Below are 13,013 nucleotides of genomic sequence, written 5' to 3'. Positions count from 1 at the left end.
TGGCAGAATGGAACTCCATCTGAAAAGTGTATGGCAGTTTATGGAACGAAACGGTCTGGATGGACTGCTGCTGGTATCCAGAGAAAATAAATGTTACACGGCAGGGCTATACAGCGGCAGCGGTTATGTGCTGCTTACCCAAAAGGGCTGTTATTCCATTGTGGATGGACGGTATTATGTACAGCAAAAGGAGCGGATGGCCGGAGCCCTTAAGGAAATGAATGCCAGGGTTTTGCTGGCGGACAAAAACTGTGGGTATATGGAGTACATAAACCGGATTTCGAAGGAAGAGTCTGTCAAAAAACTGGGCTTTGAGGCGGAGGCCGTCTCTTTTGCACAGTACCAGAAACTGAAAGCGGGACTGATGTCAGAGCTTGTGCCCGTGTCGCCGGATTCCATTCGCATGGTGAAGACGGAAGATGAAATTTTCTGTATTAGCAGGGCCTGTGAGATTGCTGACCGGGGTTATTCCTATATCCTCGGTCAGATCAAAGCCGGAATGACGGAAAAACAGGTGGAGAACCGCCTGATTTATTATATGAAAGAACTGGGGGCGCAGAAAGAGTCCTTTGATGTGATTGTTGCCAGTGGAATAAATGGCGCTATGCCCCACGCCAAGGCAGGTCATAAGGTCATTGAAGCCGGAGATTTTGTTACCATGGATTTCGGCGTCCGGGTGGGAGAATACTGTTCTGATATCACCCGGACAATTGCGGTGCAGCGGGTTGATCTTAACATGCGACGGGTATATGAGACCGTGAAAAAAGCCCAGGAGACGGCTATCCGTGCCATTGGTCCGGTAAAAAAATGCAGTGATATCGACCGGGCTGCCAGAGACGTGATTGAGAAAGCAGGATATGGCCCGGCATTTTCTCACAATCTTGGACACGGTCTGGGGATTGCCTGCCACGAGCTGCCTGATTTCGCACCTGGAGACGAAAGGGTTCTGGTGCCCGGTATGGTCATGACTGTGGAACCTGGAATCTATCTGGAAGGACAGTGTGGTGTACGCATTGAGGATGATGTTCTTGTTACGGAAGAAGGCTGCCGTCTGCTCACATCCTCGCCCAGGGAACTGACTGTTGTGGGATAAGGAGTCTTTTTATATGGATAAAGAATTTTTAAAAGAATTATGTGAGGCCAAGGCGGTGGCCTCCAATGAACGCCGGGTTAGGGATGTACTGCGTAAAAATTGCACGCCCTATGCCCAGGAATTGGCTTATGACGGTCTTGGCAGCATCATTTTCACCCAGGGGGGAGAAGGGCCGTCGATCCTTTTAGCCGCCCATATGGATGAGGTGGGATTTCTGGTGCGGTCCATTTCCAGCCAGGGGATGGTGATGGTGCTGCCCGTTGGAAATGTACGGACCTTTTCCAGCTTCATGCAGGAAGTAACAGTCACAACTGCCGGCGGCAGGGAGTATAAAGGGATATTAAACGCAGTATATGACGAAGGTAAAAAAGAGGCAACAGGCCTTTATGTGGATATGGGGCAGGACGGTTTAGAGGAGGTCATGGACCTTGGAGTGCAGCCTGGAGATATGGTAACTTTCTCTTCCGTTTACAGGGAATACGAAAATGGCCGTTTTGCCGCCAGGGCCCTTGATGACAGGGCGGGCTGCTGGGTGATGGGAGAGTTAATGAAACGGATGGATGGGAACGTTCATCCGAACCGTATCAGCTATGCATTTACCAGTTCCGAGGAAGTGGGGACGAGAGGCGCAAAAACAGCGGCAAGAGTTGTGCTTCCGGATATCTGCATTGTATTGGATGCAGCCTGCAGCGGAAATGAGTTCGTGCGTGACCACACCAATAACCGGCAGATTGGAAAGGGGCCTATGATCGTTCACTATGACAAAACCGTTGTAAGCAACCGCGCCATGGTGGAGCTGGTACGCCGTTGTGCAAAGGAGCTTGATATCCATGTGCAGGACGATATGTTCTTAAACGGAGGAACGGATGGCGGTGTGCTTCATCAGGACGGAACGGGACATCCTGCCGTGGTGCTGGGAATTCCGACGCGCTATGGACATTCTCCCTATTCCATTGCATGTTACCGGGATATGGAGCAGATGGTGGATTTGCTGGAGTGCCTGCTGATAAAGCTGGATAAAGAGGTCTGCAGGCAGATCGGATTTGAGGCGGAAGTATATGAAGTATAATTTTGATCAAATAATTGACAGACGGGGAACATATTGTACCCAGTGGGATTATATAAAAGACCGGTTCGGAGAGGAGGATTTGCTTCCCTTTTCCATTTCTGATACGGATTTCATGGTGCCCTGGCCAATCAGGAAAAAGCTTTTGGAAGTGGTGGAACATGGAATCTATGGCTACAGCCGGTGGAACCATGAAGAATTTAAAGGTGCTGTGGCAGGATACTTTGCTGACCGACACAAGGTTTTGGTCAGCCCGGATTGGGTGGTCTACAGCCCATCGGTTCTGTATTCCATTGCAGTGCTTTTTCGCCTGCTGAGCCGTGAGCATGACAGGGTACTGGTGTTTGAACCCATGTATGATGCCTTTTATCACGTAATTAAAGACAATAACCGGGAAATGGTCCCTCTGCGGCTTATACCGGAAAACGGCAGGTATGAAATCGATTTTATCCGGTTCGAGAACCTGGTTAAGGAGTGCCGGATTTTCCTGCTTTGCTCCCCTCACAATCCTACGGGCCGGGTCTGGACTACGGATGAAATGGACCGGATGGTGGAATTGTGCAGAAAGCATCAGGTTACAATCATTTCGGATGAGATACACTCGGATGTGATTTTGACAGACCGGAAGCATTGTCCGATTCTTAAATATGGGAATCAATATGACCAGCTGTATCTGGTCAGCTCCGCCAGCAAGACTTTTAACACGCCCGGCCTTATAGGCTCTTACTGTGTCCTTCCCGATAAAGGAATCCGTGATCCGTTTATTTCCCGGATGCGAAACAGGGATTTTCTCAACTCCGTCAGCCTTATGGGGATGCATGCCATGATGACAGGCTACGGGGAATGTATGGATTACGCAGACCAGCTGTGCACCTATATCAGGGGAAATATGAAGGAATTGTCCATCTTTGTGGAAAAGGAACTGGCGGATACCGGAGTGAGATTCCGCATGCCGGAAGCCACTTATCTGGCCTGGATTGATATGAGCAGAGTGGGTGCAGACAGCGGTGCCATACAGAATGCGCTTGTCCATGAGGGAAAGGTCGGAATCATGCCGGGAAAGGTTTATGGGGATGAGAATTACCTCCGGATGAATCTGGGGTGTCCCCGGGGAAAGCTGATGGAAGGCTTAGAGAGGATGAAAAGGGCTATGGAGAAGCTTTCGCTGATATAATGATAGAAAGACGCTCATTTTGTAGAAAATGAGGCGTCTTTTTTCTTCAATAATATTTGTTGTGAGACAAATTAAAAAAATTACTATTGATAGTCAGCATTTTTTTCGCTAAAATAAGCTTATAAAAGAATATTCATGATTGTATCTCATTTGATGAGGTATAGAAACAACAACAGAGGAGGTGCCTGTTATGCTTGATATTACAACAATATCAGCAGAAAGTAATTTGATTGATCAGGAGCTGAACGTGCAGCTGTCTGATATATTGAAAAAAATGAAAGACCCGGTGACAATCAAAGCAGTGGTGGATATTTCAAGGGAAAAAGATTTGCAGATGGCTTCATTTCTGAAAACGATTGTCTCTCTCAGTGAAAAGCTGTGCCTGGAGCTGTACTCCCCGGAGGAGGGGGATCAGGTTCCGGAGCTGGATACGGCTTTTCTGCCGGTTACCGGTCTTTATAAGGCGGGAAGCTATGGCCGCTGTGCTTTTCACGGAATTCCGGGCGGGAAAGAAATCAATTCTTTTATTTTGGCTATATATAATCTTGCAGGTCCGGGGCAGAAGATATCGGGCGGCCTGCGAAAAAAGATTTTAAAGCTCAAGACAAAAACCAATATAAAGATATGTGTATCCTTGTCATGCCATCATTGTCCCGGGGTAGTGGCGGCTTGTCAGCAGATTGCAATTTTGAATCCTGATATCGAGGCGGAAATGATCGATGCGGCACTTTATACGGATTTGGTCGCCAAGTATAATATTGAGCGTGTGCCGATGATCATATTCAATGATAAAGAAATCCATATGGGGAACAAGGCGATAGAGGAAATTGTCACATTGTTAAAATAATAACTAAAAATAAAATAAAAAAATTAAAATAATATACAAATTGCACAAAAATGTAGTTTAAGATGCCGATAAACTGTTTGATTCTACAGAAAAAAATTTGAACTATTGAAAGAGTATATACAATGTGCTATATTGAGTTCAAGGTAATAATCATGCGGAGATGATGAGAGCATAGCAGAACAACAGAAATGTTGATTCTAAACTATGCTCTTTTTTCCGTTTTGGATGATTACTGGCAGGCTTTTGCGGCCAGATGTCAAAAAGGATATCGATGCAAAAAAGAGAGGAGCTCCAATGGACCAGAAATATTACGACTTGTTTGAGAGCAATCCGGTTATCGCGGCGGTAAAGGATATGAAAGGTCTTGCCGACTGCTGTAGCATGGAGGAGATCCGGGTGGTGTTTATCCTGTTCGGTGATATCTGCAATTTAAGTTCGATTGTTAAGCAGATCAAAGATGCGGATAAAGTAGCTATGGTACATATTGACCTGATTACAGGTTTAAGCGGAAGAGAAATTGCAGTTGATTTCATTAAGAATAATACGAAAGCGGACGGCATTATCTCAACAAAGCCGGCACTGATTAAGCGGGCAAAAGAATTATCATTATTCACAACATTAAGAATATTTGTCCTGGATTCTATGGCTTTTGAAAATATAGATAGGCTGATGAATGTAGCCAGGCCGGATATTATCGAAATATTGCCCGGTCTGATGCCAAAGGTGATTAAGAGGGTATGCAGTCTGGTCAAGGTGCCGGTGATAGCCGGAGGTCTGATATCGGACAAAGAGGATGTGATGGAGGCTCTCACCGCAGGTGCGATATCCGTATCCACAACCAATCCGATGGTATGGAAAATGTAAGAAGGAACTGAGCTGTTTTTGCAGGAAAGCAGTTGAGTATAAATGACACTGAAGAATGGGATCAACTAAGAAGGAGGGTTTTTATGGCGAAGTATGTAATGGCATTGGATGCGGGTACGACAAGTAACAGATGTATCCTTTTTAACGAAAAGGGTGAGATGTGCAGTGTGGCACAAAAGGAATTCACACAATATTTTCCAAAGCCAGGCTGGGTAGAGCATGATGCAAATGAAATCTGGTCAACACAGCTGGGAGTTGCAGTTGAGGCTATATCAATGATCGGTGCACGCGCAGAGGATATCGCGGCAATCGGTATCACAAATCAGCGTGAAACAACAATTGTATGGGATAAGGAGACTGGGGAGCCCGTATATCATGCGATTGTATGGCAGTGCCGGAGAACCGCCGAATACTGTGACTCTTTGAAAGAAAAAGGCTTGGTTGATACCTTCCGGTCGAAAACAGGTTTGGTAATTGATGCTTATTTTTCAGCAACAAAGTTAAAATGGATCCTTGATAACGTAGAAGGAGTCCGGGAACGTGCAGAAAAGGGTGAATTACTGTTTGGTACGGTAGAGACCTGGCTGATCTGGAAGCTGACTAAGGGTAAGGTTCATGTAACGGATTACTCCAATGCATCCCGTACCATGATGTTTAACATCAATACGTTAATGTGGGATGATGAAATTCTGGCAGAACTTAATATCCCGAAATCAATGCTTCCGGAAGCTAAGCCATCGAGCTGCGTATATGGGGAAAGTGATCCGCAGTTTTTCGGCGGTATCATTCCGATCGGCGGCGCCGCAGGCGATCAGCAGGCTGCACTGTTTGGCCAGACTTGCTTTAATGCCGGTGAGGCTAAGAATACTTATGGAACCGGATGCTTTATGCTGATGAACACTGGTGAGAAGCCGGTATTCTCTAAGAATGGTCTCGTAACAACGATTGCCTGGGGATTGGACGGCAAAGTGAATTATGCACTGGAAGGTTCAATTTTTGTGGCGGGTGCTGCGATTCAATGGCTGCGGGATGAATTAAAGCTGATCGATTCTGCTCAGGATTCCGAGTATATGGCGAATAAAGTTAAGGATACCAACGGCTGTTATGTGGTACCGGCGTTTACAGGTCTTGGGGCACCTCATTGGGATCAGTATGCCAGAGGCACTTTAGTTGGAATTACCCGTGGTGTAAACAAATACCATATTATCCGGGCAACTCTGGATTCCCTCTGCTATCAGGTAAACGATGTTCTGCAGGCGATGCGGGCTGATTCCGGCATTCAGCTGGCAGCTCTTAAGGTAGATGGTGGTGCAAGTGCCAACAATTATCTGATGCAGACGCAGGCAGATATCATTGATGCACCGGTTAACCGTCCTCAGTGCGTCGAGACGACTGCGATGGGAGCTGCATATCTGGCAGGGCTTGCAGTTGGCTACTGGGCGAATAAGGAAGAGGTAATTAAGAACTGGGCAATTGATAGAACCTTTACTCCTGAAATCTCAGAGGATAAGAGGAATGAAATGGTAAGTGGCTGGAATAAAGCTGTTAAATATTCTTTTGGCTGGTCAAAGGAAGACTAAAACGATTTTTGTAACTATTAATGTGCAAAAATGAACAAGGGGGATACATTATGTTGCCATATATAGCAGAATTTATCGGGACCATGATTCTGATTCTTTTAGGCGATGGCGTTGTAGCAAACGTAACATTAAACAAGTCTGGTATGAAAGGTGCTGGTTCAATTCAAATTACCTTTGCATGGGGTCTTGCTGTTTTAATTCCGGCCTTTATCTTCGGCGCAGCTTCCGGTGCCCATTTTAATCCTGCATTAACAATTGCCTTAGCTGTGGATGGAAGCATGGCCTGGGGGCTGGTTCCCGGTTACATAGTAGCTCAGTTTGCTGGTGCATTTTGCGGGGCGGTTCTTGTTTATCTTCTGTTCAAGGATCAATTTGATGCAACAGAATCTGCGGCTACCAAGCTTGGTGTATTTTCAACAGGACCATCTATTCCCAATATGGGACGAAATATTTTAAGTGAAGCGATCGGTACGTTCGTATTAGTATTCAGTATTAAGGGTATTTCACAGGTCAGCGGCATAGCTACCGGTCTGGATAAGCTCCTGGTATTTGGTATTATCGTTTCTGTTGGTATGTCTCTTGGCGGACTGACCGGATATGCGATTAATCCGGCTCGTGACCTTGGTCCGCGTATTGCCCACAGTGTTCTTCCGATTAAGGACAAAGGCGATTCTAATTGGGGTTATGCACCAGTTGTTATTGTCGGTCCTGTCATTGGTGCGATTGCTGCGGTACTGCTGTATCAGGCAATTCCCTGGGCATAATTTTGAGATAATCATATAACCATCCTGATCGATAATATCATATATGGATTGCGGGAGAATGGAGCGGCGCAAATAGGCGTGGAAACACGTCTTATTTGTGCCGCTTCTGGTAATATATGAAAGGGAGGACACAAAAGTATGTATGACGTAATTATTATTGGAGCGGGTGTATCTGGCAGTGCCGTCGCACGTGAACTTTCCCGGTACAAGGTGAATGCCTGTGTTCTGGAAAAAGAAGAGGATGTGTGCTGCGGCACCACCAAGGCCAACAGTGCCATCATCCATGCGGGCTATGATGCGGCAGAAGGATCCCTGATGGCTAAGCTGAATGTTGAAGGAAATCAAATGATGCCAGAGCTTTCTAAGGAGCTTGATATTCCTTTTGAACAGTGCGGGTCTATGGTTGTATGCCTGGATGAAGCATCGCTGCCGAATCTGCAGGCCCTTTATGACCGGGGTGTTAAAAATGGTGTAAAGGATCTGGAAATCATTACAGACCAGGCAAGAATCAGGGAAATGGAGCCAAACCTGGCAGATGAGGTGATTGCAGTTTTATCTGCTCCTACAGCGGGGATTGTATGTCCCTTTCATTTGAATATTGCATTGGCAGAAAATGCTTATACCAATGGCATTGACTTTAAATTTGATACCGAGGTAGAGAGTATCAAGCAGATCGAGGGTGGCTGGAAGCTGGTAACAAGCAAGGGCGAGTATGAGACCCGGTATGTGGTGAACGCGGCCGGTGTTTATGCAGACCGCTTTCATAATATGGTCAGTGAATCAAAGATCCATATCACTCCCCGGCGCGGTGATTACTTTCTATTGGACAAAAACGCAGGAAAGCATGTGAAACGGACAATTTTTGCGCTGCCGAGTAAATATGGCAAGGGGGTACTGGTAACTCCTACGGTACATGGAAATCTAATCGTCGGCCCAACCGCTGTTGATATAGAGGATAAGGAAGGCACGGCGACTACCAGGGAGGGCCTTGACGAACTTTCAAAGGCCTGTCTTAACGTGAAGAATCTGCCATTTAGACAAGTGATCACCTCTTTTGCGGGCTTAAGGGCCCATGAAGACCATCATGAATTTATTATCCGGGAGCTGGAAGATGCACCGGGTTTTGTGGACTGTGCAGGCATTGAATCACCGGGGCTTACCAGCAGTCCGGCGATCGGCAAAATGACAGCAGAAATCTTACGGGAAAAGCTGGACCTGGATATTAATCCTGATTTTAACGGAACCCGCAAAGGAAATATTGATCTGGATACGCTGTCAAAAGAGGAGAAAGCAGCTCTTATTGAGAAAGAACCGGCATATGGAAATATTATCTGCCGCTGCGAGATGGTGACGGAAGGGGAGATTTTAGACGCCATTCACCGGCCTTTGGGAGCCCGAACCTTAGATGGTATCAAACGCCGGACCAGGGCAGGGGCAGGGCGCTGTCAGGCAGGTTTTTGCACGCCTAAAACAATGGAGATTCTGCACCGGGAACTGGGCATTCCCATGACAGAAATAACAAAATCCGGCGGGAATTCACAGCTGTTAGTCGGATATAACAAGGACAGAATATAAAAAGGGGGCGCGCTTTGGATGAAAGAATATGATATTGTGATAATTGGCGGCGGTCCTGCTGGCCTTGCTGCGGCGATTGCGGCCCGGGATAACGGCTCTGAAAGTATATTAATCCTGGAAAGGGATAAGGAGCTCGGGGGAATATTAAATCAGTGCATTCATAACGGTTTTGGACTGCATACATTTAAGGAAGAATTGACAGGGCCGGAATACGCGGCTCGTTTCACGGAACAAGTGGAAAAACATAAGATTGAATTTGTTCTAAATACAATGGTTATGGAAATCAGCCCTGACAAGGTAGTTACGGCTATGAACAGGGAGGAAGGACTGTTTGATATCCAGGCCAAGGCGATCATCCTGGCAATGGGATGCAGAGAACGCTCCAGGGGAGCTCTCAATATACCTGGATATCGGCCGGCCGGTATTTTTTCGGCCGGTACAGCACAGCGTCTTGTAAATATGGAAGGCTACATGCCCGGGCGTGAGGTAGTGATCCTTGGATCCGGAGATATCGGATTGATTATGGCCAGACGACTGACTCTGGAAGGGGCCAGGGTTAAGGTGGTGGCTGAAATCATGCCATATTCCGGAGGGCTTAAAAGGAATATTGTCCAGTGCCTGGATGATTATGGAATTCCGCTTAAATTGAAGCATACGGTAGTTGAGATCAGAGGCAAGGAGCGGTTGGAGGGAATTACTCTGGCAGCAGTGGATGACAGGGGGAAACCAATTGCCGGAACAGAAGAGGAATATTCCTGTGACACCTTGCTATTATCGGTCGGACTGATACCGGAAAATGAACTCTCCGGTGCCATGGGAGTGGTTTTGAATCCGGTTACATCAGGCCCGATTGTAAATGAAAGTCTGGAAACAAATGTGGAAGGAGTCTTTGCCTGCGGAAACGTGCTTCATGTGCATGACTTGGTGGATTTCGTTTCGGAAGAAGCTGCTGCTGCCGGAAAGAATGCTGCAATATATGTGAAAAACGGGACGCAAAAAACGGGCGGCCGGGAAATCAGCCTTGAGGGAACTGATGGGGTTCGTTATACGGTTCCAAGCACGATTAACCCAGAACGTATGGAGGCAACTCAAATTGTCCGGTTCCGGGTCGGAAATGTTTATAAAAACTGCTATATCGGTGTATACTTTAATAACGAGAGGGTGCTGCATCGGAAACGGATGGTGATGGCACCAGGAGAAATGGAAGAAATAAGGCTGGAAAAAGAAAAGTTACTGTTGCATCCGGATGTTGACAGGATTACAATAAGGATAGAGGAGGCATAGGTATGGAAAAAAGAGAACTTATCTGTATCAGCTGTCCTATGGGCTGTCCTCTGACCGTGGAACTGGAAGGCGGGGAAATCGTGAACATTACAGGAAATACCTGTAAGCGAGGTGAGGTATATGGCCGAAAGGAAGTTACCAATCCCACAAGGATCGTTACATCCACTGTGAAGGTGGAGGGCGGAAAATCCGACATGGTATCGGTAAAAACCAAAGAGGATATACCCAAAGATAAAATCTTTGAATGTGTAAAAGCACTCAAAGGTATCACGGTGAAAGCGCCTGTCCGGATTGGTGACGTGATCCTGCCTGATGTGGCAGGAACAGGAGTAGATATCGTAGCAACAAAAGAGTGTAGATGACATTGGGTCTTTTTGAAGCTCTGTGTTGCTGTGAATGATTAGTCGAAGGAGGACTTTCTATGAAGATTAAGAAAATGGATATCAACAATATGAACGGATTAACCGAAGATGAAGATACAACCTGCGGCTTGAATGACATGAATTGTCTTGGAGAAGAAGACGATACAACCTGCGGCATCAATGATATGAACTGCTTAGAGGATGAAGAAGAGGATACAACTTGCGGCTTAAATGATATGAATTGTTTGGGTGAAGATGAATAAATTCATAAAATAATGAATGGACAAGGGGGTTCTCAATGAAAAAATTTATTAACGATACAGTTTTGGTGGAAGAACAGATGATTTTAGGGATGGTGAAGGCTTATCCCCGGCATTTGAAAAAGCTGGATTGTGGTAATGTTGTTGTGCGGGCCGAGAAGAAAGAGGGTAAAGTGGCTTTGATCAGCGGCGGCGGAAGCGGGCATGAACCAGCTCATGGCGGTTTTGTCGGAACAGGAATGCTGGATGCCGCAGTTGCGGGTCCGGTCTTTACATCCCCGACTCCGGATCAGATCTATGAGGGCATTAAAGCGGTGGCTACGGATGCTGGTGTGCTTATGATCGTTAAGAACTATACCGGTGATGTTATGAACTTTGAGATGGCTGCAGAGATGGCGGAGATGGAAGGCATCACCGTGAAGCATGTTGTCACGAATGATGATGTGGCAGTAAAGGACAGTCTTTATACGATCGGCCGCAGAGGAGTGGCAGGGACAGTCTTTGTGCATAAAATAGCAGGTGCTATGGCCGAGACTGGTGCAGATCTTGATCAAGTGCAGGCAACTGCGCAAAAAGTAATTGATAATGTAAGAACGATGGGAGCAGCGATTGAACCTTGTACGGTACCGGCAGCGGGGAAACCGGGATTTACCCTTTCCGATGATGAGATGGAAATTGGAATCGGTATCCACGGAGAACCGGGAACGCATAGAGAGCCGGTTAAGAAAGCGGATGAGATCGTTGATATGCTGCTGAGTCAGATTCTTGAAGATATCGATTATGCAGGAAGCGAAGTAGCAGTTATGATTAATGGTGCTGGCGGAACACCGCTGATGGAGCTTTATATCATTAACAATCGGGTTTCTGATGTTCTGGCAGAAAAAGGTATACGGATACATAAAACCTTTGTCGGAGAATATATGACCTCCATCGAGATGCAGGGCTTTTCAATCTCCCTTCTTCGCTTGGATGATGAAATGAAGCAGCTTCTGGATGCGGTCGCGGATACGCCTGCCTGGAAATAAAGGGATATTTTTAATATTTTTTCAGTCCCCGCTTTTTGCGGGGACTTTATCAATGTAAATATGGATCAGAAAGGTGGATTGCCATGGCAGACAGTAAAAAGGTATTAGAGATCATTAAAGCAATCAGTTTAAAAATGGAAGAACAAAAGGATTATCTTACGGAACTGGACCAGCCGATTGGAGACAGTGATCACGGTATTAACCTGGCCCGTGGTTTTGCTGCAGTAAATGAAAAGCTAACCGGTTTGGAAGGCAAGGATATCGGGACCATATTAAAGACGGTAGGTATGACGCTTGTTTCTACTGTCGGCGGGGCCTCTGGTCCGTTATATGGATCTGCTTTCATGAAGGCTGGACAGGCCATGGCTGGAAAGGAAGGTGTGGACATCACCGATTTTCTGACGGTCATAAAGACTGCCATCGAAGCGGTAGAACAGCGTGGTAAGGCAGTAGTGGAGGAGGCGACCATGCTGGATGCTATGGTACCGTCCTATCAGGCCATGGATCAAGCTGCACAGGAAGGGAAAACGGCAGGGGAAGTCCTTAATGCAGGAGTCAAGGCAGCATGGTCCGGAGCGGAGCATACAAAGGATCTGATTGCCACCAAGGGCCGGGCCAGTTATGTGGGTGAACGGGGCCTGGGGCATCAGGATCCGGGAGCTACATCGTATTCTTTTATGCTGGAAGTGATTTCTAAAGTAGCAAGCTGAAGGGAGGTGTATCATTGATGGTTGGATTAGTTATCGTATCTCATAGTGATTCGCTGGCAAAAAGTGTTGTGGAACTGACAAAAATCATGGCATCCAATGCGCGGATTGCCCCGGCCGGCGGGCTTGAAGACGGAAGCTTTGGCACCAGCTTTGAGAAAATCCAGGCTGCGATTGAATCTGTTTATAGCGACGATGGAGTGTTGGTGCTCATGGATATGGGCAGTGCCGTCATGACCACTGAGATGGTAATCGAAATGCTGGAGGAAAAAAAGGTGGAAATGGTAGATTGCCCATTAGTGGAGGGCGCGGTTGTAGCCTCCATAGATGCGGCTTCCGGAATGGATTTTGAAACGATTAAGGGAGATCTTGCGAAAGTTGGAGGGACCAGGAAGTTTTAAATATGGCAATT

General features: G+C 46.6%; 14 protein-coding genes. All 14 read left to right on the top strand.

Annotated elements, in window-relative coordinates:
• Positions 1-7 precede the first annotated feature (7 nt).
• Positions 8-1,093: a M24 family metallopeptidase gene (locus tag H171_RS09540; protein ID WP_100304921.1), complete on the top strand. Its 1,086-nt coding sequence runs from the start codon at positions 8-10 to the stop codon at positions 1,091-1,093.
• 13 nt (positions 1,094-1,106) lie between these two features.
• Positions 1,107-2,162, top strand: coding sequence for a M20/M25/M40 family metallo-hydrolase (locus H171_RS09535; protein ID WP_100304920.1), 1,056 nt, complete (start codon positions 1,107-1,109; stop codon positions 2,160-2,162).
• The gene (locus tag H171_RS09530) at positions 2,152-3,333 is read left to right on the top strand and encodes a MalY/PatB family protein (RefSeq protein ID WP_100304919.1); all 1,182 of its coding nucleotides are present in this window, start codon (positions 2,152-2,154) and stop codon (positions 3,331-3,333) included. The genes H171_RS09535 and H171_RS09530 overlap by 11 nt, the downstream gene beginning before the upstream one ends.
• A gap of 190 nt (positions 3,334-3,523) precedes the next feature.
• On the top strand, positions 3,524-4,180 hold the full coding sequence (locus tag H171_RS09525) for a thioredoxin family protein (RefSeq protein ID WP_242976925.1): 657 nt from the start codon (positions 3,524-3,526) through the stop codon (positions 4,178-4,180).
• Positions 4,181-4,474: 294 nt separating this feature from the next.
• Positions 4,475-5,044: a glycerol-3-phosphate responsive antiterminator gene (locus H171_RS09520; RefSeq protein WP_100307482.1), complete on the top strand. Its 570-nt coding sequence runs from the start codon at positions 4,475-4,477 to the stop codon at positions 5,042-5,044.
• 83 nt (positions 5,045-5,127) lie between these two features.
• Positions 5,128-6,624, top strand: coding sequence for a glycerol kinase GlpK (gene glpK / locus H171_RS09515; protein ID WP_100304917.1), 1,497 nt, complete (start codon positions 5,128-5,130; stop codon positions 6,622-6,624).
• A 50-nt stretch (positions 6,625-6,674) separates the two neighbouring features.
• On the top strand, positions 6,675-7,388 hold the full coding sequence (locus H171_RS09510; protein ID WP_100304916.1) for an MIP/aquaporin family protein: 714 nt from the start codon (positions 6,675-6,677) through the stop codon (positions 7,386-7,388).
• A gap of 138 nt (positions 7,389-7,526) precedes the next feature.
• Complete coding sequence (locus tag H171_RS09505; RefSeq protein WP_100304915.1) at positions 7,527-8,963, top strand: NAD(P)/FAD-dependent oxidoreductase; 1,437 nt, start codon at positions 7,527-7,529, stop codon at positions 8,961-8,963.
• 18 nt (positions 8,964-8,981) lie between these two features.
• The gene (locus H171_RS09500) at positions 8,982-10,247 is read left to right on the top strand and encodes an NAD(P)/FAD-dependent oxidoreductase (protein WP_100304914.1); all 1,266 of its coding nucleotides are present in this window, start codon (positions 8,982-8,984) and stop codon (positions 10,245-10,247) included.
• Between the two features lie 2 nt (positions 10,248-10,249).
• A complete protein-coding gene (locus tag H171_RS09495; RefSeq protein ID WP_100304913.1) occupies positions 10,250-10,609 on the top strand; it encodes a DUF1667 domain-containing protein in 360 nt (119 codons plus the stop codon).
• 59 nt (positions 10,610-10,668) lie between these two features.
• Positions 10,669-10,872 carry a hypothetical protein gene (locus H171_RS09490; protein ID WP_100304912.1) on the top strand — a complete coding sequence of 68 codons (204 nt, stop codon included), beginning with the start codon at positions 10,669-10,671 and terminating at the stop codon, positions 10,870-10,872.
• 35 nt (positions 10,873-10,907) lie between these two features.
• Entirely contained in the window at positions 10,908-11,894 is a 987-nt protein-coding gene (dhaK, locus tag H171_RS09485) for a dihydroxyacetone kinase subunit DhaK (RefSeq protein ID WP_100304911.1), read from the top strand.
• Positions 11,895-11,977: 83 nt separating this feature from the next.
• Positions 11,978-12,604: a dihydroxyacetone kinase subunit DhaL gene (gene dhaL / locus H171_RS09480; protein ID WP_100304910.1), complete on the top strand. Its 627-nt coding sequence runs from the start codon at positions 11,978-11,980 to the stop codon at positions 12,602-12,604.
• A gap of 17 nt (positions 12,605-12,621) precedes the next feature.
• On the top strand, positions 12,622-13,002 hold the full coding sequence (dhaM, locus tag H171_RS09475) for a dihydroxyacetone kinase phosphoryl donor subunit DhaM (protein ID WP_100304909.1): 381 nt from the start codon (positions 12,622-12,624) through the stop codon (positions 13,000-13,002).
• The last annotated feature ends 11 nt before the right edge of the window (positions 13,003-13,013 follow it).

The sequence above is a fragment of the [Clostridium] celerecrescens 18A genome (assembly GCF_002797975.1).
Lineage (GTDB): Bacteria > Bacillota > Clostridia > Lachnospirales > Lachnospiraceae > Lacrimispora > Lacrimispora celerecrescens.
The sequence above is the reverse complement of the archived record's forward strand: the minus strand, read 5'-3'. Positions and strand labels throughout refer to the sequence as shown.

Bases quoted from the DNA above. Each gene is read 5' to 3' on its own strand.
- dhaL (WP_100304910.1), top strand. From the start codon at position 11,978: ATGGCAGACAGTAAAAAGGTATTAGAGATCATTAAAGCAATCAGTTTA.
- H171_RS09490 (WP_100304912.1), top strand. From the start codon at position 10,669: ATGAAGATTAAGAAAATGGATATCAACAATATGAACGGATTAACCGAA.
- H171_RS09525 (WP_242976925.1), top strand. From the start codon at position 3,524: ATGCTTGATATTACAACAATATCAGCAGAAAGTAATTTGATTGATCAG.
- H171_RS09510 (WP_100304916.1), top strand. From the start codon at position 6,675: ATGTTGCCATATATAGCAGAATTTATCGGGACCATGATTCTGATTCTT.
- H171_RS09520 (WP_100307482.1), top strand. From the start codon at position 4,475: ATGGACCAGAAATATTACGACTTGTTTGAGAGCAATCCGGTTATCGCG.
- H171_RS09495 (WP_100304913.1), top strand. From the start codon at position 10,250: ATGGAAAAAAGAGAACTTATCTGTATCAGCTGTCCTATGGGCTGTCCT.
- H171_RS09500 (WP_100304914.1), top strand. From the start codon at position 8,982: ATGAAAGAATATGATATTGTGATAATTGGCGGCGGTCCTGCTGGCCTT.
- H171_RS09540 (WP_100304921.1), top strand. From the start codon at position 8: ATGGAACTCCATCTGAAAAGTGTATGGCAGTTTATGGAACGAAACGGT.
- dhaK (WP_100304911.1), top strand. From the start codon at position 10,908: ATGAAAAAATTTATTAACGATACAGTTTTGGTGGAAGAACAGATGATT.
- dhaM (WP_100304909.1), top strand. From the start codon at position 12,622: ATGGTTGGATTAGTTATCGTATCTCATAGTGATTCGCTGGCAAAAAGT.
- H171_RS09535 (WP_100304920.1), top strand. From the start codon at position 1,107: ATGGATAAAGAATTTTTAAAAGAATTATGTGAGGCCAAGGCGGTGGCC.
- H171_RS09505 (WP_100304915.1), top strand. From the start codon at position 7,527: ATGTATGACGTAATTATTATTGGAGCGGGTGTATCTGGCAGTGCCGTC.
- glpK (WP_100304917.1), top strand. From the start codon at position 5,128: ATGGCGAAGTATGTAATGGCATTGGATGCGGGTACGACAAGTAACAGA.
- H171_RS09530 (WP_100304919.1), top strand. From the start codon at position 2,152: ATGAAGTATAATTTTGATCAAATAATTGACAGACGGGGAACATATTGT.